Annotated in this window: 19 protein-coding genes and 1 other RNA gene; 12 read left to right on the top strand and 8 right to left on the bottom strand. The window is 43.5% G+C overall.

Features of this window, described 5'->3' with window-relative positions:
* Positions 1 to 23: 23 nt before the first annotated feature.
* On the bottom strand, positions 24 to 893 hold the full coding sequence (gene tesB, locus EA58_RS02625; RefSeq protein WP_036748627.1) for an acyl-CoA thioesterase II: 870 nt from the start codon (positions 891 to 893) through the stop codon (positions 24 to 26).
* Positions 894 to 1015: 122 nt separating this feature from the next.
* On the opposite strand from tesB, the gene EA58_RS02630 reads away from it, so the two are divergent.
* Positions 1016 to 1438: a YbaY family lipoprotein gene (locus EA58_RS02630; RefSeq protein WP_036748630.1), complete on the top strand. Its 423-nt coding sequence runs from the start codon at positions 1016 to 1018 to the stop codon at positions 1436 to 1438.
* 56 nt (positions 1439 to 1494) lie between these two features.
* Here the strand turns inward: EA58_RS02630 and EA58_RS02635 are convergent, their stop codons facing one another.
* A complete protein-coding gene (locus EA58_RS02635; RefSeq protein ID WP_036748632.1) occupies positions 1495 to 1809 on the bottom strand; it encodes an MGMT family protein in 315 nt (104 codons plus the stop codon).
* Between the two features lie 98 nt (positions 1810 to 1907).
* On the opposite strand from EA58_RS02635, the gene EA58_RS02640 reads away from it, so the two are divergent.
* From EA58_RS02640 to EA58_RS02665, 7 genes are all read left to right on the top strand, one after another.
* Positions 1908 to 2639, top strand: coding sequence for a VP0952 family biofilm-associated protein (locus tag EA58_RS02640; RefSeq protein WP_036748634.1), 732 nt, complete (start codon positions 1908 to 1910; stop codon positions 2637 to 2639).
* A gap of 151 nt (positions 2640 to 2790) precedes the next feature.
* Positions 2791 to 2887: signal recognition particle sRNA small type (gene ffs, locus EA58_RS21260), an RNA gene on the top strand.
* Between the two features lie 130 nt (positions 2888 to 3017).
* A complete protein-coding gene (locus EA58_RS02645) occupies positions 3018 to 3650 on the top strand; it encodes a TnsA endonuclease N-terminal domain-containing protein (protein WP_036748637.1) in 633 nt (210 codons plus the stop codon).
* Positions 3640 to 5508, top strand: coding sequence for a Mu transposase C-terminal domain-containing protein (locus EA58_RS02650; protein ID WP_036748639.1), 1869 nt, complete (start codon positions 3640 to 3642; stop codon positions 5506 to 5508). Before EA58_RS02645 ends, EA58_RS02650 begins: the two co-directional genes overlap by 11 nt.
* Positions 5508 to 6521, top strand: a complete 1014-nt coding sequence (locus tag EA58_RS02655; RefSeq protein ID WP_051641857.1) for a TniB family NTP-binding protein — start codon at positions 5508 to 5510, stop codon at positions 6519 to 6521. The genes EA58_RS02650 and EA58_RS02655 overlap by 1 nt, the downstream gene beginning before the upstream one ends.
* Positions 6522 to 6591: 70 nt before the next feature.
* On the top strand, positions 6592 to 6897 hold the full coding sequence (locus EA58_RS02660; protein ID WP_036748641.1) for a helix-turn-helix domain-containing protein: 306 nt from the start codon (positions 6592 to 6594) through the stop codon (positions 6895 to 6897).
* A gap of 57 nt (positions 6898 to 6954) precedes the next feature.
* Positions 6955 to 7200 (top strand): hypothetical protein, encoded by a 246-nt coding sequence (locus tag EA58_RS02665; RefSeq protein ID WP_036748643.1) that lies wholly within the window; start codon positions 6955 to 6957, stop codon positions 7198 to 7200.
* 295 nt (positions 7201 to 7495) lie between these two features.
* Here EA58_RS02665 and EA58_RS02670 read toward each other — a convergent pair whose 3' ends face one another.
* From EA58_RS02670 to EA58_RS02695, 6 genes are read right to left on the bottom strand one after another with little or no spacing between them, the layout of a single operon-like run.
* Positions 7496 to 7933, bottom strand: a complete 438-nt coding sequence (locus EA58_RS02670) for a DUF4231 domain-containing protein (RefSeq protein WP_036748646.1) — start codon at positions 7931 to 7933, stop codon at positions 7496 to 7498.
* Between the two features lie 16 nt (positions 7934 to 7949).
* Positions 7950 to 10382 carry a GAP1-N1 domain-containing protein gene (locus EA58_RS02675; RefSeq protein WP_036748648.1) on the bottom strand — a complete coding sequence of 811 codons (2433 nt, stop codon included), beginning with the start codon at positions 10380 to 10382 and terminating at the stop codon, positions 7950 to 7952.
* Positions 10379 to 11227 carry a TRAFAC clade GTPase domain-containing protein gene (locus EA58_RS02680; protein ID WP_036748651.1) on the bottom strand — a complete coding sequence of 283 codons (849 nt, stop codon included), beginning with the start codon at positions 11225 to 11227 and terminating at the stop codon, positions 10379 to 10381. The genes EA58_RS02675 and EA58_RS02680 overlap by 4 nt, the downstream gene beginning before the upstream one ends.
* Complete coding sequence (locus EA58_RS02685) at positions 11214 to 12119, bottom strand: TRAFAC clade GTPase domain-containing protein (protein WP_051641858.1); 906 nt, start codon at positions 12117 to 12119, stop codon at positions 11214 to 11216. Before EA58_RS02685 ends, EA58_RS02680 begins: the two co-directional genes overlap by 14 nt.
* Positions 12120 to 12175: 56 nt before the next feature.
* Entirely contained in the window at positions 12176 to 13498 is a 1323-nt protein-coding gene (locus EA58_RS02690) for a GTPase-associated system all-helical protein GASH (RefSeq protein WP_036748655.1), read from the bottom strand.
* Positions 13499 to 13507: 9 nt separating this feature from the next.
* The gene (locus tag EA58_RS02695) at positions 13508 to 14806 is read right to left on the bottom strand and encodes a 5'-methylthioadenosine/S-adenosylhomocysteine nucleosidase family protein (protein ID WP_036748657.1); all 1299 of its coding nucleotides are present in this window, start codon (positions 14804 to 14806) and stop codon (positions 13508 to 13510) included.
* A 574-nt stretch (positions 14807 to 15380) separates the two neighbouring features.
* Here EA58_RS02695 and EA58_RS21265 point away from each other — a divergent pair.
* From EA58_RS21265 to cas6f, 4 genes are read left to right on the top strand one after another with little or no spacing between them, the layout of a single operon-like run.
* Positions 15381 to 16604, top strand: a complete 1224-nt coding sequence (locus tag EA58_RS21265; RefSeq protein ID WP_081819532.1) for a TniQ family protein — start codon at positions 15381 to 15383, stop codon at positions 16602 to 16604.
* Positions 16605 to 16609: 5 nt separating this feature from the next.
* Positions 16610 to 18676, top strand: coding sequence for a type I-F CRISPR-associated protein Csy1 (locus EA58_RS02705; RefSeq protein ID WP_161781013.1), 2067 nt, complete (start codon positions 16610 to 16612; stop codon positions 18674 to 18676).
* A gap of 10 nt (positions 18677 to 18686) precedes the next feature.
* A complete protein-coding gene (gene csy3, locus EA58_RS02710; RefSeq protein ID WP_036748663.1) occupies positions 18687 to 19724 on the top strand; it encodes a type I-F CRISPR-associated protein Csy3 in 1038 nt (345 codons plus the stop codon).
* Positions 19724 to 20341 (top strand): type I-F CRISPR-associated endoribonuclease Cas6/Csy4, encoded by a 618-nt coding sequence (gene cas6f, locus EA58_RS02715; RefSeq protein ID WP_036748664.1) that lies wholly within the window; start codon positions 19724 to 19726, stop codon positions 20339 to 20341. Before csy3 ends, cas6f begins: the two co-directional genes overlap by 1 nt.
* The last annotated feature ends 183 nt before the right edge of the window (positions 20342 to 20524 follow it).

Genomic DNA, 20524 nt, shown 5'->3' on the forward strand with positions numbered 1-20524 from the left:
CTTTGTCGTAAGTGGGCACTTATTTAGCTGGAGTGCCGCTGACGCATCAAACCTTCCTGAACTGCTGTCGCCACCAGTTCGCCCTGACGATTGTAAATTTCGCCGCGAACCAGACCTCGTGAGCCGCTGGCTGACGGACTGTCGATGGCGTAGAGCAGCCAGTCGTCCATCCGGAACGGACGGTGGAACCACATGGAGTGGTCAATGGTCGCGACCTGCATCTTCGGCGTCAGTAATGTGACGCCGTGGGGTTGCAGGGCCGTGACCAGAAATCCCCAGTCGGAGGCATAAGCCAGGACGTATTGGTGAATTCGCGGATCGTTCGGCATTTCACCATTTGCTTTTATCCAAAGGTACTGTTTGGCCGCCTGTGATTGAGGATGGAGTGGATTGATGACGTGAACAGGGCGCACTTCAATCGGTCGCTCGCAACCGAAGGTATCGACAAACCTGCCTGGAAGTTGGTCTGCGAGTGCTTTGACGTGTTCCTGTTCCGACTTGAGGGATTCAGGCGGCGGTATATTGGCGGGCATCTGGCTTTGATGGTTAAATCCATCTTCCAGCCCTTGGTATGACGCCGTCAGGTAAAATATGGGGCGGCCGTTTTGAATGGCCTGAACCCGGCGGGTACTGAAGCTTTTTCCGTCCCGGAGGTTTTCAACATCGTAAATGATAGGTTTTTGAGGATCGCCGGGCAGAAGAAAGTAACTGTGGAACGAATGGACAAAACGCTGTTCCGATACGGTTTCTTTCGCAGCAGATAAGGACTGACCGATCACTTGGCCACCGTAAACCTGAGGCAGCCCTAAATGCTGGCTCTGGCCACGGAACAAACCTTGTTCCAGCTGTTCTAAGTGTAACAGATTGAGAAGTTCGTTCAGTTCTTTGCTCATTGATGCTCCAGTTACAATGTTATCATTAATTAAACTTTTACAATCAGTTGATCTGAAACACAAGACGAAAGGTTCAAAACCGTTAGAATCATCGACTTGCGGGAGGAATAAGAAGGGCGACTATGAAAAAGATGTTTGCGTTGTTATCGATTTTGATTGCAGCACTGGTGATTTCGGCTTGTACCAACTTGATCACGAAAGAGACTGGCATTGGTCAGGTTCAAGGCTCACTGGCCTATCGTGAACGCATTGCGTTACCCGATGAAGCCCTGATCACTGTGACATTATCTGATGTTTCCCTGATGGATGCTCCCGCAGAAGTGATCAGCAGTCAGTCTTATCTGGCAGGTGGAAAGCAAGTGCCATTTTCTTTCATGCTTCAGTACATGGAAGAAGAGATCAAACCGGGCCATACCTACGCGGTCAGTGCGCGGATTGAGTTGAATGGTCAGTTAATGTTTATCACGGATACGGCCAATCATGTCATCACAGACCCGGCCAAAACCATTCAGTTGGATCTGATGCTGGTCAAAGCCGGACAGTAAAACTGAACACACCTTCCAGAACCCGGCAATTGCCGGGTTTCTTCTGTTTGCACCCTTCAATTTTCAGGAAAACCATCCCAGCGATAGCGTTTGAGCGACACCCGGCCCGTTGGTGATACCTCAATGCCATCGGCAATCAGGCACTGACGCTGGCGAATCAAATCATCTCCCTGTTGCGATATTTTTCCCTGGCTATTGATCACCCGAAACCAGGGCAGTGTTGAACCTTCTGGTAACTGGCCTAATAACCGGCCGACATGGCGCGCATAACCGGGAAAGCCGGCAAAACGGGCGATATCACCATAAGTCGACACTTTGCCCAAAGGGATTTGGGCGATCTGGCTGTAGATTTGGTTTTCAAAGTCGTCCATAGTTGTTTTAGGGTCTATTTCCGGATGAATGATTTTAAGGGATAACCTGCGAACGTTGCATGGCAACTGTTGTAGTCCGTTTGCGCAAGGAGGTGCAAATGCTGAATGCCATTCTGCTTTCAACCATGAGCGTGGTGCTGACTGTCATTGGGGTCAGTACTTTTGGGCTCTCTCAACATTACCTCACCGTGTTAGCGGTGGCTATTCCTGCATTGTGGCTGTTGCCGCAAGGTGGCCTTTCGTCTGTACTGCTATTGTGTGGTATCGGTGCCTATAGTGCCGCGTTGCCGTATCAGCCGCTTGCTTTGTCTGTCAGTCTTCTGGTGATGTTGCCTGTATTTTCGGTTAGTTTTTCCTCAAAAGCGAACTGGCAGGTTGGCGCTTTGTTATTTGCGATCGTTATTGCGATGGATGCTGGTCTGCTGGCTTTACAGGGAGATGGGAAACTGGGCGGCCAGATGTCATTTACGTTACTCCAAATCATGGCGGTGGGATTGATCTGGTGTGCGGGTCATTTCTGGCGTCCGGTGAAAGGGAACTATGGCTTGCCGTTGTTGTTGGCTGTGCCGTTATGGCTGAGTGATCTGGCACCGGCTGCTTTGGTCGTCTTGTGTATTATCGGACTGATCCTGGCGCTTCAGACCCTGTATCAGAGATACACACTCGACTGGGTCACCCGACTGAGCTGGGTGCTCCCGGCGGTTGCGTTTGCTGCGGTAGCCATCGATCCGGCATTTGATGTTCCCAACCCGGTGCTGGTCTCCTGGCTGATGGTGCTCGGCAGTGCCATCTTGGGAGAATATCTGCTGGCCGAAGTCGAAGATGCCTGAAGCGTTTCAGACAGGTTTGGGTAATAATCCAGCAGTCAGTGCCTGAGTGCTTGTCTTTACCTTGCAATGACTCTGGGGTTCATGGATAATCCCTCCCGTTCTCGCGACAAGCCAAGCGCTTACAGCGAGTCATCGAATCTATGGAGGCCCCCATTGGTCCTCCCGCAACACTAACTCGTGAACCCGGTCAGGCCCGGAAGGGAGCAGCCGCAGCGAGCGACGTGTGTGCCGGGATGTGGCTGGTGGGGGTCTCCACCCATCTGGCGTGTGTTGCTTGCACCATAAGCTGACATATCTTCCCAATTTCTTGTCATAATTTGCAGTATAAGCTGTCATAGCCTACTTTTTATGTAGTTTTACTACAAAAATGGTTGCGTCATGTACAAGCGTAATCTCAAGCATTCCCGTGTAAAAAATCTATTTAAATTTGTCAGTGCCAAGATGAATAGTGTACTTCTTGTTGAAGGATCTCTTGAGTTTGATACATGCTTTCACCTTGAATACTCTCCTCATATCCAATCATTTGAAGCTCAGCCTGTCGGCTTTTTTTATCAATACCTTAACCGAGACTGCCCGTATACGCCTGATTTCAAAATAATTGAAAAAGGAGTTATCAAATATATAGAGGTAAAACCGTGGGAAAAAACGCTGAAAGAAGATTTTCTGTTACGTTTTCCTGCTAAGCAACAAAAGGCAGCAGAACTTGGTATCACATTGGTATTAATTACAGAGAAACAAATCAGAGTAAATCCTGTGCTAAATAATCTTAAAGCTCTTCATCGTTATTCTGGTTTTCAGTCTTTTACTCCGTTACATACCCTCTTTTTATCACTGGTTCAAAGACTCGGTCGAGTAAGTATCAATGAAGCTGCGAAGCAGCTAATGATTGAGCGTCCACTTATATTAAAAACAGCACTAAGTCTAATATCATCAGGAGTTATTTCTGCTAATTTGGTAAATGAAGAATTGGGTTTAAACTCTGTTGTATGGAGTAAATCTTATGAGTCATGAGAAGGAGGTAGGGGTATTTGGTGATGAATTTCAGACAGTTATCGAATTCGATAAGCACTCCGAAGGTTCCTTATCAACTCATGGAACTGTCAATAGGGACTTGGCTTCATATTCTACAGAAATTCAATCAGAAGTAATGCGGCGTTATCGATTCATTGAGTGGATTCGAAAAAGAGTTAAAGGTGGATGGACGGAGAAGAACCTTAATTCATTGATAAGACAAGCTGCAATAGAGTTGAAACTTGAACCTCCAAGTTGTAGAACATTAGCTAGGTGGTGGAAGAGGTATTCAGAAGCAAATTTTTCGCTGATGTCTCTGTTACCGAACAATTCAAATAAAGGCAACAGAAAACAAAAAGTTGCCAATGACTCAGTTTTCTTCGAACGAGCGATTGAGAGATACCTTGTGCCTGAACGTCCATCAATCGCTGCAGTTTATGAATACTACTCAGATTTGATTCGCATTGAAAATCAAAGCCTTGTGGATGGTAAAATTAAGCCAGTTTCATATAAAGGTTTTTATAATCGAGTGAAGAAACTCCCTGCATATGAAGTTGTACTGGCTCGGCATGGAAAATATCAGGCGGATATGGAGTTTAATAAAATTGATGCTCATATGCCGCCATCACGCGTGTTAGAAAAAGTAGAAATAGACCATACACCGCTTGATCTCATCTTGCTTGATGATGAATTGAAGTTGCCCATAGGGCGACCTTACCTAACCTTACTTATTGATCAATATAGTAAAAGCATTATTGGCTTTCACCTAGGATACAATCAGCCTAGCTATTACTCGGTGATGAAAGCAATATTGAATGCAATTAAACCGAAAGACTACGTGAAAGAACGATATCCTTCAATTGAACATGATTGGTACTGTCAGGGGAAAATGGAGACATTGGTGGTTGATAATGGACCTGAGTTTTGGGGGGGAAGTTTAGAGCAGGCTTGTTTAGAAGTAGGGATAAATATCCAATTTAATCCGGTTCGAAAACCTTGGCTAAAAGCTTTAGTAGAACGAATTTTCAGGACGATTAGTAGTAAGCTGTTGGTGAATATTCCAGGTAAGACATTCTCAAATATTATGGAGCGTGCAGGGTATGATCCTACCAAAGACTCTGTCATGACATTTTCTGTTTTTGATGAGTTATTCCATAAGTGGGTGATTGATGTTTACCATTATGAAACTGATACAAGAAAACGCTTAATCCCTCATTTGAAGTGGCAAGAAGGTGTGTCTATGATGCCACCAATTAGCTATCAACCAGAAGACCTTGAGAAATTATCTGTTATTTTAGGACTACAAGCCTTCAGGAAGCATCGTAGAGGTGGAATTCACCTTCATGGATTACGCTATGACAGTCAAGATTTCGCTGCATATCGTCGTATGAATCCAAGAGATACAGTGATTCTGACCAAAACTGATCCAGATGATATATCAAGCATTTATGTATATTTAGAGCGTGAGCGTCATTACTTGAAAGTCCCTTGCATAGATCCTATTGGGTACACTAAAGGTCTGTCACTCGATAATCATCTGAAATTCAAACTACTCTACAGGGATTATATTAGTCGTCACACTGACCTCGATGGATTGGCAAAGGCAAGAATATACATTCATGAACGAATTGTAAGAGAAACAGAGGAGTTAAACCAACTTCACCGTAGCCGCCCAAAACGAACCACGGGCGGCATGGCGCGGTTAGCCAAACATAATGGTGTGAGGAGTGATAGTGATGCTTCCTGCGTGCCTGAAGCGCTTCCCGCTTTGAACGTTAAAGAGCAAAAGAATCCGCAAAAGGCACTTCCAGATTCTGATGAATGGGATGATTTCATCTCTAAACTGGATCCTTATTAATGTTCTCGCTTTCGCCTGAAAATGAATTCAAATATCAGATGTTTGTCGATGTGTTTGTTGAATTACCAATCGCCACGACGGTGATGAATGACTTTGATCGGCTCAGGTACAACCGGAAGTTTGGTGGTGATCAGCAATGTATGTTGCTTACAGGCGATACAGGTTCAGGTAAGTCATTTCTAATCCAAGAGTACTGCCGGCGAGTGCTACAAACGTCACAAAATCCAGCCGCTGTGCTATCCAGTCGCATTCCCAGTAAACCCACACTCGAGTCAACGATTATTGAGTTGCTAAAAGATTTGGGACAGTTTGGTGCCGTTTACAGGAAGGGAAAGAGCAAAGATCAGTCTCTGACCGAGTCACTGCTCAGGTCTTTAAAGTCCAAAAATACAGAACTTATCATCATTAATGAGTTTCAAGAACTTGTGGAATTTCAATCTGGACGAGCTTTGAGCGAGATAGCGACCCGATTGAAATACATTAGTGAGGAAGCCACAGTCCCGATTGTTCTGGTTGGCATGCCTTGGGCAGCTAAGATTGCAGAAGAACCGCAGTGGTCATCAAGACTCCTGATACGCCGTGAATTGCTCTACTTCAAGCTCTCTCAAGAGCCAGAGCAATTTATACGTTTTGTGAAGGGGTTATTGAAACGTATGCCTTTTAATGAAGCTCCCCAGTTAGATGGCAAGCAGATGATTCTGGCATTGTTCTCTGCATCTCATGGCCAGATTCGGCGCTTAAAACAGATATTAAATTTGGCCGTACAGCAGGCACTGGCGGAAGAAGCTTCAACCGTTAACCAACATCATGTTGCTTCAGTATTTGGCATGTTATTCCCATCGACAAAGAACCCCTTTTTGCTGTCAGCCAAAGAAATCGAAGGGACTGAAGTTGCGGTGCCATCGCATTACGACGTTGGTGCAGAGAATGAGTTTGATGCCGTTATCCCAACCCAGTACACCGATCTCCTTCCATTATCACAGTTACTGCGGAAAAGTAGGAAAACTAAGTAATCCTTAGTACACTTAACCTGTTCATACTAAGACAATCTTAGCTAAATCTAGATTTTGCTAAGAGCTTGCTATGACCAACCCAATTCCTGTTCGCCTTAAATCTGCCAGAAAAGCAGCAGGATACACTCAACAACAGCTCGGGATTATCCTGGGGATGGAACCGAATACAGCAAGCGCACGCATGAACCAGTATGAAAAGGGAAAGCACACGCCAGACTACCAAACCATGAAGCGCATTGCAGACGAACTTGGTGTGCCTGTGGCTTACTTTTATTGTGATGATGACTTGCTTGCGGAGCTGATCTGTTCATTATCTAAGCTCGATAGCCAAGGCAAAAAAGAAGTACTTGAACTGATTAGAAAAAAACAGCAGTAACTTTAAGCCATTCAGCTCTGAAGTGTGTTGCCCGTAGACTGATCGATGGAGAAAGTGATGAGCAAGAAGCCCACAGAAAAAGAGCTTGTAGAAGGTTTAACTCCTTGGAATGCTCATGCGGATGAACTAGCCTCAGTGTCACCAACCGAGTTGGGAATAGAAGCATCGGAGAGTGACTACAAAATGGCGCTAAAGAGAATTGAAGCCCTGTTTGATGCTGAACCTAATACCCCGGAAGGTGATGAGCTTGAAAAGCTAATTTCTTTTGTTGAAGCTTATGAGAATAAACATCACCCGATTTAGGCCATTTTAACTCACTTTTGCCCCGGAACGTTTTAGAACGTATCGTTTTAATGTACAAAGCATGCGCATTGCTTATCAACCAACTACCGAGTATTCCTCGCTAGTTGAACAGTAGCAAAATTTGTAATAGTTGCCTGATTAATGAAAAAAACAGTTGATTTCAGCATAATTGTTCTTACTATCAGATACGATAAAGCCACAGGCAGTACCTATGGCTTTGAAATTTAATTCAGTCAGGATAATTCATAGCCTCCACTTCATTAATACTTATACTAGCTAATAACCTTTCTTCATGTTAGTTACTCTCTATTTTCAAGTTAGATGGATTTGGAACATTCTTTGTCCATCGATTATTAGTTTCCAATACCAAGTTACTAACATTTAGAGCTAGCTGTTCATTCGCTTTGTTTTCATCTAAGCCTGTGTACTCTGCTACATTGAAATCAAAGTGGGTAATCTGCATTTCTATTTGTCTCTGTGCATTCCGGTATATTGACCACAATTCTTGAGGTTTTCGTAATTGTAACCATGCAGTACAAAATGCCGCTACTGCCGAAAAGATTGATGGTAGCACTTTTGCGTAAAAGATTCCCTCATTCAAACTAACCAAAAGGGGGGCAGATAGAGTACTGAGCATGATAATTCTAAAACACCAAAGTGACTCAATTTTATTGTGATCGGCTTTCTTCTTAAAGTGCTCTGCTTGTTCTGTGCTGTATTCTCGAGCTGACATTTTTAATACTACCTGATTAGTTTCTGGTTGAAAGAATATGATTGACCTCACTCAACTGTCTGTTATGGGGGTACTCATCCATCAATACCTCCAATAAGTCTATTAAACCTCTTTTTAAAGCCCCTTTTTCTGCCTCGCTTGCTGCGTGAAGCCATTTATCAAGTTCTGTTCCATGATTCTTTAATTTACTTGCGTTTCCGCCAGCTTTCAACCAAATAGAATCAAGCCTATCGTAAGCTATATTGGCGCAAACTTCCGAAAATCTCTTAATGATCTCGTTTCTATGATGTTGAGTTGATTTACCTGTATAAAATGAAAACCAAAACGTATTGGTAGAATCTAAAAGCTCTGAACAAGCTTCAATAGTAGGTTTAAAGTGTGGTGTTTCTGGCATCCAACCATAGCTGCTTTTGAATAATCCATTGGCAACCTTGTTCCAACGCTTTTCAAATATTATGTTTCCAAGTATATTGGCATGATTGCTTAAACACTTTGAGTTGATCTTCTTAATTAATATCAATACATCGTTTTCATGATGAGAAATATTTTGAGACAAGTAAGATAGAACAAAAGAAGCGTCAATATAAGTATTGCCAGCAATGTGCGTTTTCAACGCATTAATAAGATATGGTTCTGAATCGTTTAATTTCAGCAAAGCTTGAGGATTAGCCACAACTTTTCGAGCCATATTTTCAGCGAGAATCTTACTTTTAGTTGAGTCGAGTTGCGACCAAACTTTGCCTCTATCTGCATTGGATAGTAGATATTCCGAAATTTCTTCAGAGACTCTTTCAAAAACAATCGATAAAAGATTGACCTGAAGATTATCACAGAGCTTGGCTAGAAAATCTTCTTTTTCTATGTTCGGTGGATAAAACAGCCCTCCTGTGCTTAGCTGTTTTTGCCACACCCGCAATGCATCTTGCTCTGTGATGTCAATATAACTGAGAATACTAGGTTCTCTCAGGGATCTTTCAGCCAATAAATCAATGAATGGAGAAAAAGCACTATCCCTGAGTAGATTAATCGCATGCCTGTGGGACAAACTTTGAACTATGAATGGTACACCTTCAGTCCAATTGGGCATGGAGTTGCGTTGCTTTTTGTATACTTGATCTTCATCATATAGGTTAAAAACAGCCCAAGCATGTAGCTTTGCCCATTCCTGAGAAATAGAAAATTGCTCTAGTGCCATTAAGCTATCTGCTGTCATGTCACTCGTTTTCGCTCTTTCAAACAACATTTGCTCAAGATCTTGTCGCACAGAAGATAACCGTAAGAAAGTTTTTTGAAAGTGGACTATAGAAAGCCAGAATAATATATGTTCACTGATTTCGGGTTTATTAACTAGTGTGCCGATGCCATTGACTACTGACTGTGACCACCACTGCATTGATTTACCTGGCAGTGCTCTTTCAAAGTACTTGTTAAGATCTTCATGACCAAGAGCTATCAAATTGTGTTCTATCCAATTTGATAGTTCCACTTGCGGCATGGCTCCTTTAGGAACGGCGTCACTTGATAAATTGCACATAGTTAAAATATCAGAAGCGTCGCCTTCGCTAACCATTAGCATCTTAATCGAACTCAAGAGCTCGTTTTTTATATCTTTAGCTTTATCTGGTGAAGGAGAGCAAGCGATTAAAGCCCTAAGAGCCACGATAGCATTAGTCAAAGTAGAATTTGCTCTAAACCGATCAATGTTGTCAGCTGCTCTTCCTAGCTTATTCAATACTTTCAAATCACCAGTTAACTCGGAACAGTTAAGGAGTAGTTGATGAAGTATCGAATCATTTTCGGCTCGATTAATCAGGTAGTTAGTTGCTCGAGAGGGTTCAGTGGTTGTTGTACTATTAATTAAGGATACGTTAGGCAGATACCATTGATTCAAAACTGATGCGGGAACATAGTAAAATGTAGGCAACTTAGCACGTACTAATGATTGAGGCGGTGTAAATGCGCTTCTAACAGAAAATTCTTTTCGTGCTTCTCCCCACAATTTCTCCCATAGCTGAGCGATTAATAAGGGTAAGGTTTTGTCAGCTTCTATAGCTAGGATGTTATCGCTACAAATCAGTTTGTTTGCGACACTTTGCAACAAGCTGGAATGAGGCGGCTTGCACTCTTCATGGTTAACTAGTTGATAAATAAATTCTTCAAGAAAGTGTACTTGAGGTATCTTGTCCAGTTCCCAAAGTAAAACCGTACTTTTAACCATACCACTGCGCGGCGCATCCAAATCAGGCTCAATACTCCATAACGCCCACCAGTTACCAACAGGTCCACAGTTGATTGCTGGCCACCATTTTTCTTTAGGGGTAACGTATCCCCCGGGTTTATCAGTCAAGCCAAGTAACTCCGGAGGAAGGGGTGAATCTCCCTCCCAGAATAGCAAATCATGACTATTGTCCCTGCAACCATAAATCGCTTTTAGTGGTTTCGTCATCATATATTATCTAGTATCCAAGAGAGTGGAGCCGTTAAATCAGAATCTTTGTTGCTCTGCTCTGGAGCAATTACCCATCCCTGATATTCTGGGCCTTCATCGATGAAGTCATCATCATTGCTATTGGGTTGAAGGGTTTTACCTAAGGAAGACACCCCCCATATAGATGTCATCTTTTCCGGCCAGGTTGCTTGGATAAACGAATAGAATAACGGTAATTTACTTTTCAAGGCTTCTGAAGGCACTTGACCCTCTTCGAGTACTTCATCAAAACAAGATAATACGATAGCTAACGGAGGCTTATTTTCCTTAGAGCTTAGATTTAAGCCTGCCACGTGACACAACATCTGAAGAAGTTCTATCCAATATACGTTAGCATCCCAAATTTCAGGTCTTGTAGTTTCACCTGGCGTGTTAGTTGGTATAGAAGTTAACTTTGACAAAGCGTCAGGGTAAGTTTTCTCTCCACTAAGGCGAATAAATACTAACCACCCATCTGTACTTTGTAACCTTCTACGCCAATCTGAAGAGAGCTCTCGCTGCTTAAAAACCTGAGATAATTGCTCGCCACCGTAATCAGGCCAGTACAGATCAATTGTCATCTGGTTGCTATCAATTAATGGGAACAGTATTTCGGAGTACTGATCGGCGTGAGTGTGCTCAGCTGCATTGCCGTCTTCCAACTGGGTTAGTACATCTTCTAAAGCACTTAAATTAACTGACGCACCATCACCAGTCCTTATTTTTAACTTACCTGGCCGTCGTTTTAGTCGTCCAAAGAGTTGACCTGCATAGTGTGTCTTACCACTATTAGGGCCACCAAGAAGCAGTATCTCAGAATTTTTCATGGTGCCCCCTAAAAGCGAGAAATGAAGTGTTCCCTAGAATAGGTTCCGTGATAGGTTCACAAAACCCAGGTATCCAAGCCTCATTTAAAATTGATTCTAACGCTATTGTAAAAGAAGTAGGATCTTCCACTGTTACTTCAAACTCTTTGGCATGGGGAATATTGCTTTCTAAAGCTCTTTGAATTGCTTTTTTTATTCCCTCTGTAGGTTGTTTGTCACTTTTTGCCCAAACAAGCACTGTTGGCCTAGAACCGACAGATTCACCTAAGCGTTCGATAATTGTCCGCAGCTCTCTCCTTGCCACACTGCGTTCTTCTCCAGCAAGCTTTTCACAATCTGCAAATATTAAGAAGGCATCGCTCTGAGAGGCTGTCCATTGTGCTCCTGCGGCATCTACAGCGTCGACATCAATAGACCACCTTGTGAACCACTCACCAGGAGCGTCCGTAAGAAAGATGTTCTTAATCTTATTACTGGAGTCTTGTAAGATGAGATGAAGAATACCAGGTGTTCGATCCACCCCACGTGGAGTATGAGGAGGAAATGATGGCAATTGCTTCTCATTGTTAATTCGAGCCCATGATGCTATTGATTCCCATGCGCCAAGAGTTTGAGAGCCACAAAACTCAAAATTGTTGTACTTTTCACCTGACAGTAATTGCAAATAATTCGCAGCTAGAAAAGTCGTTTTTCCTGTATTTTGGGCGCCAAGCAATCCAATAAAAATTGATGGGCCTTGTTGATACAGACGCGATAAATCTGAGCTCCCTAGAGCTGAGGATGACCAAGGCACACGAAAGGAAATATTGTTTTCATTTCTTTCTTGGTCACTTATCTCAGTTGCCTTATTGCGGCTCCATGAAGGACAATCTTCATGATTGAGCTCCCCCATACAACAAGTATCGCCATCATGTACGAAGCAATTTGGATTTGAACACCGACTCATACCTACACCTCCGCAACTAGTCGGTATGCTTGTTCCTGTCTAAAGATTGCTCTTGATAGTTCGGGTAAGCTACAACGCCAGTCCTGAGGAATAAAAGATTTCTCTATCAATGAATTCAAATCGCAATTCTCATCAACTAAAGCTCGAACAACCATCCCCCCGATATTTGAGCTTTTCTCATCTGATCTAGAAGTAAGTGTTTCTAACCAACAAGGATCGAGCCGCGAACGTTTGTTTCGAATTTCAGTCAAAATTTCATAAAAACTGTAGTTACAGTCATGACTGCATTCAGGTAATTTTCCTACCGACTCAGCTAATGTGAATACAACACTAGCTGGTGACGGTATTTGTATTTCTTCGAGCAAATCATACGGCATTAAAACTGCTGCGATTTTAGGAGGGTGAGATCGATAGCTCTCTTTTTGAGATGTTGAATAGAGAGCTTCAGCCCACCATAAAACATTTAGCCTCGTCTGCTCCTGCCTTTGAAAATTTAAAAATGCTTTTTGCTGCCTTTGGAGGGTTAGCCTTTGCTCATTCAGGGATTTTTCAACGGACTTCTTCAGCGAGTTAAGATTCTCCATTTGCTTATTATTAGCAATTGATTGTTCTTCAACAAATGCGATTTCCGAAGCTATAATCTCAGACATTCTTTCAGCAAAATCACCTGCCCAATGGACAGGGTTCTGGTGAGGGGAATATCTATTGGGTTTTGTCCCAGCTACATTCTGACCATCTTGATTTATATAAGTTTGACCAGCTGCTCCACCTATACGCTCGCGAAGATCATCTTCATCAACATCTTTTTTAATAACAACTGGAGTTGGTAGCTCATCTAGCTTAATTGTTTTCTCTTTGCTAAATGACAAATCTGGCGCGCTAACAATTGCATTCTGCTCAGCAGTACGCCCTAATGATTGCAAAAAGGTTCGCAGTACTTTTTCTTCTTTTCCACATCTTAATAAAGGGAATACGTCACAAGCGGTGAGCCACATTATTGCAGCATTGTTATCTTCTTCTGATACTTGAGAGCACGCTTCGAGAATAATAGACCGATATAGATTAACTGGTTCATCAGTATATGCGGTCAAGAATGCCTTCCACTCATTCTGAAGAAGCTCTTTTGCTTTGTTTATAGCCAACTCATCTAGTGAAACATTAGGGTTTAAGCCACATAGAATTGCTGGAATAAGTTGGTCACGCTCTTCACGATAGTATTCAGCCAGCTTTTGAGCTGCTTGCTCGATTTTAGCATAGCGTTCATCATTACCGTCGATGCTCTCGATAAGTCCTAAACTTAAAAATGAATCCAAAATTGCATCCATACTAGCTCCTTAGTACAGTTTTTCGTTGACGGATAAATGAGTTAAAAAGCTTTTAATTAAATCGCTTTCAGGATAGTCATGAGCAACTGTATTCAACAGGTCAGTTGGTTTCACCGCTGCACCATTGACTGATTTTTGCCAAATGTTCAACCACATATCTTTTGGTCTTGAGTTGCTCGCAATATCACTGTTTCGCCCGCCAGCTCTCTTCCAAAGAGCCCTCGCATCTGCAATATCAGGGTATTCTTCTGCTAAAAAGCCAATTAGGTCATCAGTTGAAACATTCATCAACTCGACTTCCTGGTGGTGAGTAAACATATCTGCATTATCTCGAAAAAACTTCAACATGCACTGAGCGGATGCTTGAGAAGCAAAATGCCTGTATTGATCATCTTTAAATGTGTCACCAAAATCTGAAACTGCTTTTGCAACAATTACCGGAATTCGATTTATACTACCAACAGCACCTAGAGCACTTGCTTCCATATCAACACCAAGAACCTTTCGCATAGACTGAGAAAGTCTCGAAAACAAGCCGGAATCCTCAACGACAGCTGCCCCAGTCGCTATAGGAGCGACATGAATCTGAAATGGCTCAGGCTCAGGTAACCCTTTCGGGTGCCATAGATTCAACTCATTGGCTTTCTCGAGCCCACTGTTAGTTAAAGTAAGCTCCTTAGTCACTAATTTTTTCTTTAATAATCGGGCTAATACAGATTGCCAATCTGCGCATTTGGTATCAAATTCGTCATGTTCAAATGGTTTAATTTTATTTGCTAAACACTGTATTACCCAATTCTCTTGATTTTCGAGTGGGTACTTAGGTCGAGATATCGGCCAAGCGGACAAATCTACAGAGAGGTTTTGCATTCTTTGAACAATTTCCGTGTCAGGGCGGTATTGAAGCATATCACCTTGAAAAACCTCGATATCACCTTCTTTAATGAGCTTACCTGCATCGTAAGACCAAAGTCTTTCTGCAAAAATAACATCGCCAAGGGAGACTTTTCCTCTTCGGCCTGCGCATATACCCGTCATTGCAATGCACTTAAATTCGGCCTCGGAAAGCATGCTATGAACTAGAGCGCTCGCTTCTTCCCGCCCCATATATGAAGACCAAGTAACTCGGACAGATATTGCTGCATTGTCTTTACCTGCAAAACGAGCATCAGCAGCTAACCTCCCGCTTGATAAAGTTATCTCTCCCCAACCAGTACTATCGATGCCGTCCTTGATTTGTAAGACTTGCTCAAATTCATCCTTTAATGCGCATACAATAAGGACATCTATTTGTTCTTTTTCCGTCATGGTTACCCGCTTCTAGATTTAGTCACTCGAGAATAGCAATATTCTAGATATCATATGGTGATAAGTGCATTGTTTTCAACGGATGCTATTCAGAAAACTCATCTTTATTCATGACATTACGAGCATACAGATGAGTTATCTTCGAGTTTAGCTATAGCGGGTAACTAAACATCTTCATAGTGCTATACCTGATCTGTGTCTTGATTTTCCGGGTAGCTAGGATAAACCCAATATTAGTTAACTTTCCAAAGGGTTCGTTGAAGACGTTAAGTATATGAAAGCGAACAAACTCGCTGAGGAGTTACCTGAAAAACGTAAGTTGACGGCAACTTAGTGCTGCCTGAAGGGTGAGACTTCAGCCTTAGCGAAGTAAAAGGAAATGTGTCGAATCCTTATCTTTTGCATGCTTATTCACCCAAGGCAATGTCTTGGTAGTCTAGTTGAGATAGATAAACTAATGCAGTGAATGGTATTTAGTCTACTTGCTCTAAATGATTTATGTCCAAAACCAAGATAGCCCCTTCGTCCACCATCTGCTATACCTAAACTAAGTTATCCTTAGTTTGGGTTGGCTATGTTCCTGATTACACCAGACAAACAGTATGCAGACGAGTCCCTGGAAAGCTTCCTAATACGGGTTTGTGAATGTAATGGTTTTGAATCATTTCAGTTGCTTAGCGGTGTTTTATGGGCGTGGTTAGTCGAGAATGATCATCAGGCTGCTGGGGCACTGCCGCGTAAGTTAAGCCAGATAAACCTGTACCATGCGAAGCATTCAAGCGGATTCAGAGTTCGTGCAATACAACTTCTGGATTCCTTGTTTGGGGGGGATATCAAGCCATTAATGGGTCATGCGGTATTGCATTCATCGGTGACGTTTTCTCCAGGTCTGGCTGCAGTCTTTCGGGATGGCTTACACATTCCTCGGTGTTTTCTCAGTAGTCAATGTGTTCCTGTGTGCTCCCAATGTTTGGCTGAGCAAACCTATATTCGCCAGTTCTGGCACCTCATTCCTTATCAAGCCTGTCATCTACATGGTGTGAAAATGCTGTATCAGTGTCCTGAGTGTCAACAGCCGCTCAACTATCAGGAGAGTGAACAAATTTCGTTATGCGCTTGCGGCTTCGAGTTAAGCAAAGTTGTGACTAAGCAAGCGAGCTGTGACCTGGTGGCGATATCAAAACTGATTGTAAGTGGTGATCATGAGGGCAATCGAGATAGTTCAATTTCTCATTGGTTAGGGGCGCTACTCTGGTTTTCAAGGCGACAGAAATCGTCACCCAAGCGTGACGTTATGGATGAATCCATGCTGTCAGAGGCGGTTGATTTCTTCTCAAGGTGGCCAGTTGCAATGGTCGAGGAGCTTGATCAAATCGTGCAAGGAGCAGCGCTGAAGTTAACCAAAAACTATAACCATACCAAGTTCTCAGACGTGTTTGGCGATTTGCTGACCGCGACTAGAAAGCTGCCATCGAGCGATCTACATCGAAATTTCGTCCTGAAAACCATTGTTGATTACCTGGAGCAGTTAGTTCGGTCGAACCCCAAAAAAGGTGAAGATAACATTGCTGATTTACAGTTATCGATTCTTGAGGCTTCAGCGCTATTGTCATCGTCGACAGAGCAAGTGTATCGGTTATATGAAGAAGGCTACTTACAGTGTTCTAAACGATTGAAATTGCATTCAAAGCTGTCATCTGATGATGCTGTGTTTTATCTCCGCCAGATTATTGAACTTCGCCGTGCTGGTATAGCGTCTGACTACAGTACAAACACTGTGTATTTGCCCTCATGGTAAAGCCGATGCACTTATCAGAACTGATAAAAATCAGCGATATAGCTGAAAGAAATCAACAACTCAGAAAAGCGCTCGTGGCGTTTACAGAAAATGTTGAGGTGTCCGGCTGTGAACTGGAACTCCTGACAGTCGCGGCGAATCTAACTTTGCCCAGGGATCAGGTCGAAGATTTGAGGGATGTATCATTAGCAAAGTCATTGTTTCAGAATAAAACCCACCTCAAGCACTGTATTGAAGAGGTTCAGTGGTTTCATACGCATAACCTGAAATATCCCGATGCAAGGGTGTCAAAACAGCGAATTCTTGTTCAGTCACCTGAGCTTTGCTCTGGTGTGATTACTGGGGCAAATCTACCATTCCAGCTCGGGTGGTCACATAACAGCGCTCAGGTAAATCCGGCAAAACTGTTTTTGATTCAGTTTATCTGGCGAGGGGAAAACAACACTTTACTCGATGTCTTAGCGAATTTGGACAAGGTATGGAAAAACGCTTTTCTGGCGCTTGGAGTGGCACCTGGTCAACTGAATGAACTGAAGCGCCAAGTATTAGAGGTGCAATTGGTGAATCGGCTGCCTGAGGAAGTGAGTGAATTCTCGAAGCAGATACGAATCCCAATTCATGATGATTACTGTGCTTTAACGCCTGTTGTTAGCCATAGTGTGCAGGCTTACTTGCATCAATTGATTTATGACCGTCAGTTTCAATCGAAGCTCACTGAACATAGTCATCCAGCCAGTGTTGGCAGTCTTGTCGCCTCGGTTGGTGGGAATACCCGTATCCTTTTTTATCCGCCACGTGTCAGGCGTGCCGGTGCAAAATCTTTTTTTGATCGCAGGGCAGAGAATGGGTTAGCAGTCTATGACCATTCTGTGTTGAAAGGTCGTAGTTTCATCAATGCCCTCAGTTGTATCGCAGGTGAGCATCCTGCTCCCATCCTCAGGCAGCGAAGGCAACTACGAATATCCGCTTTACGATATATTCGTAAGCAACTTGCGCTTTGGCTTGCGCCCATGATGGAACTGCGAGATAGCCTCGATTCTAATCAGGCTGACGTCAGCAGCATTCATGCTCTCGAAGAAAAATTGCTCTACCTTCCCATCGAACAGTTGCCGACTGTATTGAATGAATTAAATATTCAATTGCACCTTGGGTTACAGAAAGCAAAGTATGCTGCGAGGTATGCTTATCATCCAAATCTGATGGCTCCTTTGAAGCATCAACTGAGCTGGTTGTTACGCTACTTAGCACGCCCGGAGGGGCGGATGAGCCAAGATGGCGTTCAGAGTCTGTTTATCCACTTCCGACAACTAAAAGTTCATGACGCTTCCCTGATGTCGAATCCTTATGTCGCCGGTATACCATCGTTGACGGCTTTGGGGGGACTCATGCATCACTATCAGCGTCGTCTGACTGATATGCTGGAGCAACCTTGTAAGGTGGTAAAAGGTGCATGGTTCATTTCTCAATATCATATTCAGACGGAGAAAAAGTTGCCGGAGCCAAGTCTGCTCCATCACCGAAGTAAAGTCTCCAATGTTCAACGTCCCGGAATTATTGACGGGGTGCACGGCGATCTCGAGATGGATTTGGTTCTGGAGATACGCTTTACGGATACCACACAATTACCAGATTTGATGTGTTTTCAGGCAGCTTTTCCGTCACGTTTTGCCGGTGGGACAATGCATCCGCCTTCGCTCTATGAACAGGTGAACTGGCTCAATATCTACCGAGATAAGGCCGAATTATTTCGAGTTTTGTCTCGCTTACCCAGAAGTGGTTGCTGGATATACCCAGAAGATAAAGGCACAGAATCATTTGAAGCGCTGGCATTTCGGTTAAAGGCTGAACCCGATTTGAGACCGATAGGCATGGGATTTCTGCCCTTGGAGCAGCCGAGAGAGCGAAAGAACAGTCTATCGCCGTTACATTGCTATGCTGAGCCTTGTCTTGGTGTTATTCGATGCATGAATCCCATTGATGTCAGGCTCGCGGGTAAGAAAGCTTTCTTTGAATCAGCATTTTGGCACTTTGATACCGCAATGGACGCTATGCTTATGAAAAAAGCACCTTGAGGGAAGCAAAATGCAAATTTGCCGCCATCTGAACTATGTGCGCTCGTTGTCACCCGGTAAAGCCGTATTTTTCTACCAAACGCCAGAACGTGACTTTATCCCAATACAAGTCGAGACGAACAGGATTCGCGCAGCGAAAAGTGGTTTCAGTGAAGCCTACGACAAGAACCAAACACTAAAAAACTTAGCACCGCAAGATCTGGCTTACAGCAACCCTCAGTGTATTGACGCATGTTATGTCCCGCCTAATGTTTCAGAAATACAGTGCCGTTTTTCCCTTCGCGTGGAAGCTAACTCGATGCAGCCGGAAAGCTGTGAAGATGAAAAAGTCAGGCGCTATCTGAGTAAACTGGCATGCACTTACGCCCAAGCAGGTGGTTATCACGAGTTGGCCCGACGTTACTGTCAAAACATTCTTTTGGGGACCTGGTTGTGGCGAAATAGTCATACCAGAGGGACGCTTGTTGAGGTGCTGACTTCGAATGAAAACCGCTATGTCATTTCCGATGCCCGTTACTTGGGGTGGACTGTGATATGGCCGGAAGAGGAGCAAGCTGTGCTGGAAGGTCTGGCCTCGGAAATGGCTGTAGCATTATCTGAACCCAGGCAATATTGGTTTGCAGATATCACAGCCAGATTAAAAACGGGTTTTTGCCAGGAGATTCACCCAAGCCAAAAATTTATTGATGGGCATCAACCGGGAGAGTCATCCAAACAATATGCGACAGTTCAGTGTGAGGATGGTCGGCAGGCCGCTTGCTTTCATGCTGAGAAAGTCGGTGCTGCTTTGCAAATGATCGATGATTGGTGGGATGTTGAAGCGGATAAGCGGTTAAGAACTCATGAATATGGTGCTGATCGGGAATATTTGATTGCAAGGCGTCACCCAAAGAACAAGCAAGACTTTTATACATTATTGACGCAAACCGCTGTATTTATCCGGCAACTACGGAAGGTACGTGATAACGGTGGAGAAATCCCGCCACATATTCACTATCTGATGGCTGTATTGTGTAAAGCGGGTCTTTTTCAACGAGGAGGCCAGTGATGAGAGAGCGGCACTATTTTTGGATCCGTTATTTACCACGAGACGTTGATGTTGGTTTGCTGGCAGGTCGTTGCATCAAGGTATTGCATGGTTTTTTGAGTGCGGAGGATCATGTCTTTTACGATGAGGTCGGAGTGTCTTTTCCTCAATGGAATATAGAGTCAGTCGGGCAATCAATCGCTTTTGTCTCTCATAATGCGAAGGCACTGAACTATTTTCGTCAGCATCCCTATTTTCAGATGATGAGCACTGATCGTCTGTTTGAAGTATCTCCTATATTGAAAGTGCCACAGGAGCTGCCAGAAGTCCGGTTTAAACGGAATCAGAACATTGCTAAGTGCTTTTCGGGGGACAAGCGCAGAAGGCTTGCCAGAGCAATGCGTAGAGCAGAATCAAGAGGTGAATTATTCCAGCCAGAGTTGAGTATTACCGACCGAGAAATCGAGCCATTTCATCGTGTACTCATGAGCAGCCAAAGCTCACAGCAGCACTATTTACTCCATATCCAAAAGGAAGAACATGTTTCGAGGGCTGAAGGCCAGTTCTCTCGTTATGGCCTAGCGACGAATAAAGAATACAGAGGAACTGTTCCTGATTTAAACCTTTGCGTACCCTAATTTTCTAAGGAGTTTTCAGGTTAATAAAATCAGAGGGTTAGATGCATGGGTAAAAAAAATAGGGTTAAAGATAAGAATGACGCATAACTCCCTGTTGAATCATAGATTCTTTCCTATACTTAACGGTGACCTGCCGTGTAGGCAGCTGAGAAAACCGGCGCGCGGATCAATGAACTCTTGGCC

This window comes from Photobacterium galatheae, from assembly GCF_000695255.1.
Classification (GTDB): domain Bacteria; phylum Pseudomonadota; class Gammaproteobacteria; order Enterobacterales; family Vibrionaceae; genus Photobacterium; species Photobacterium galatheae.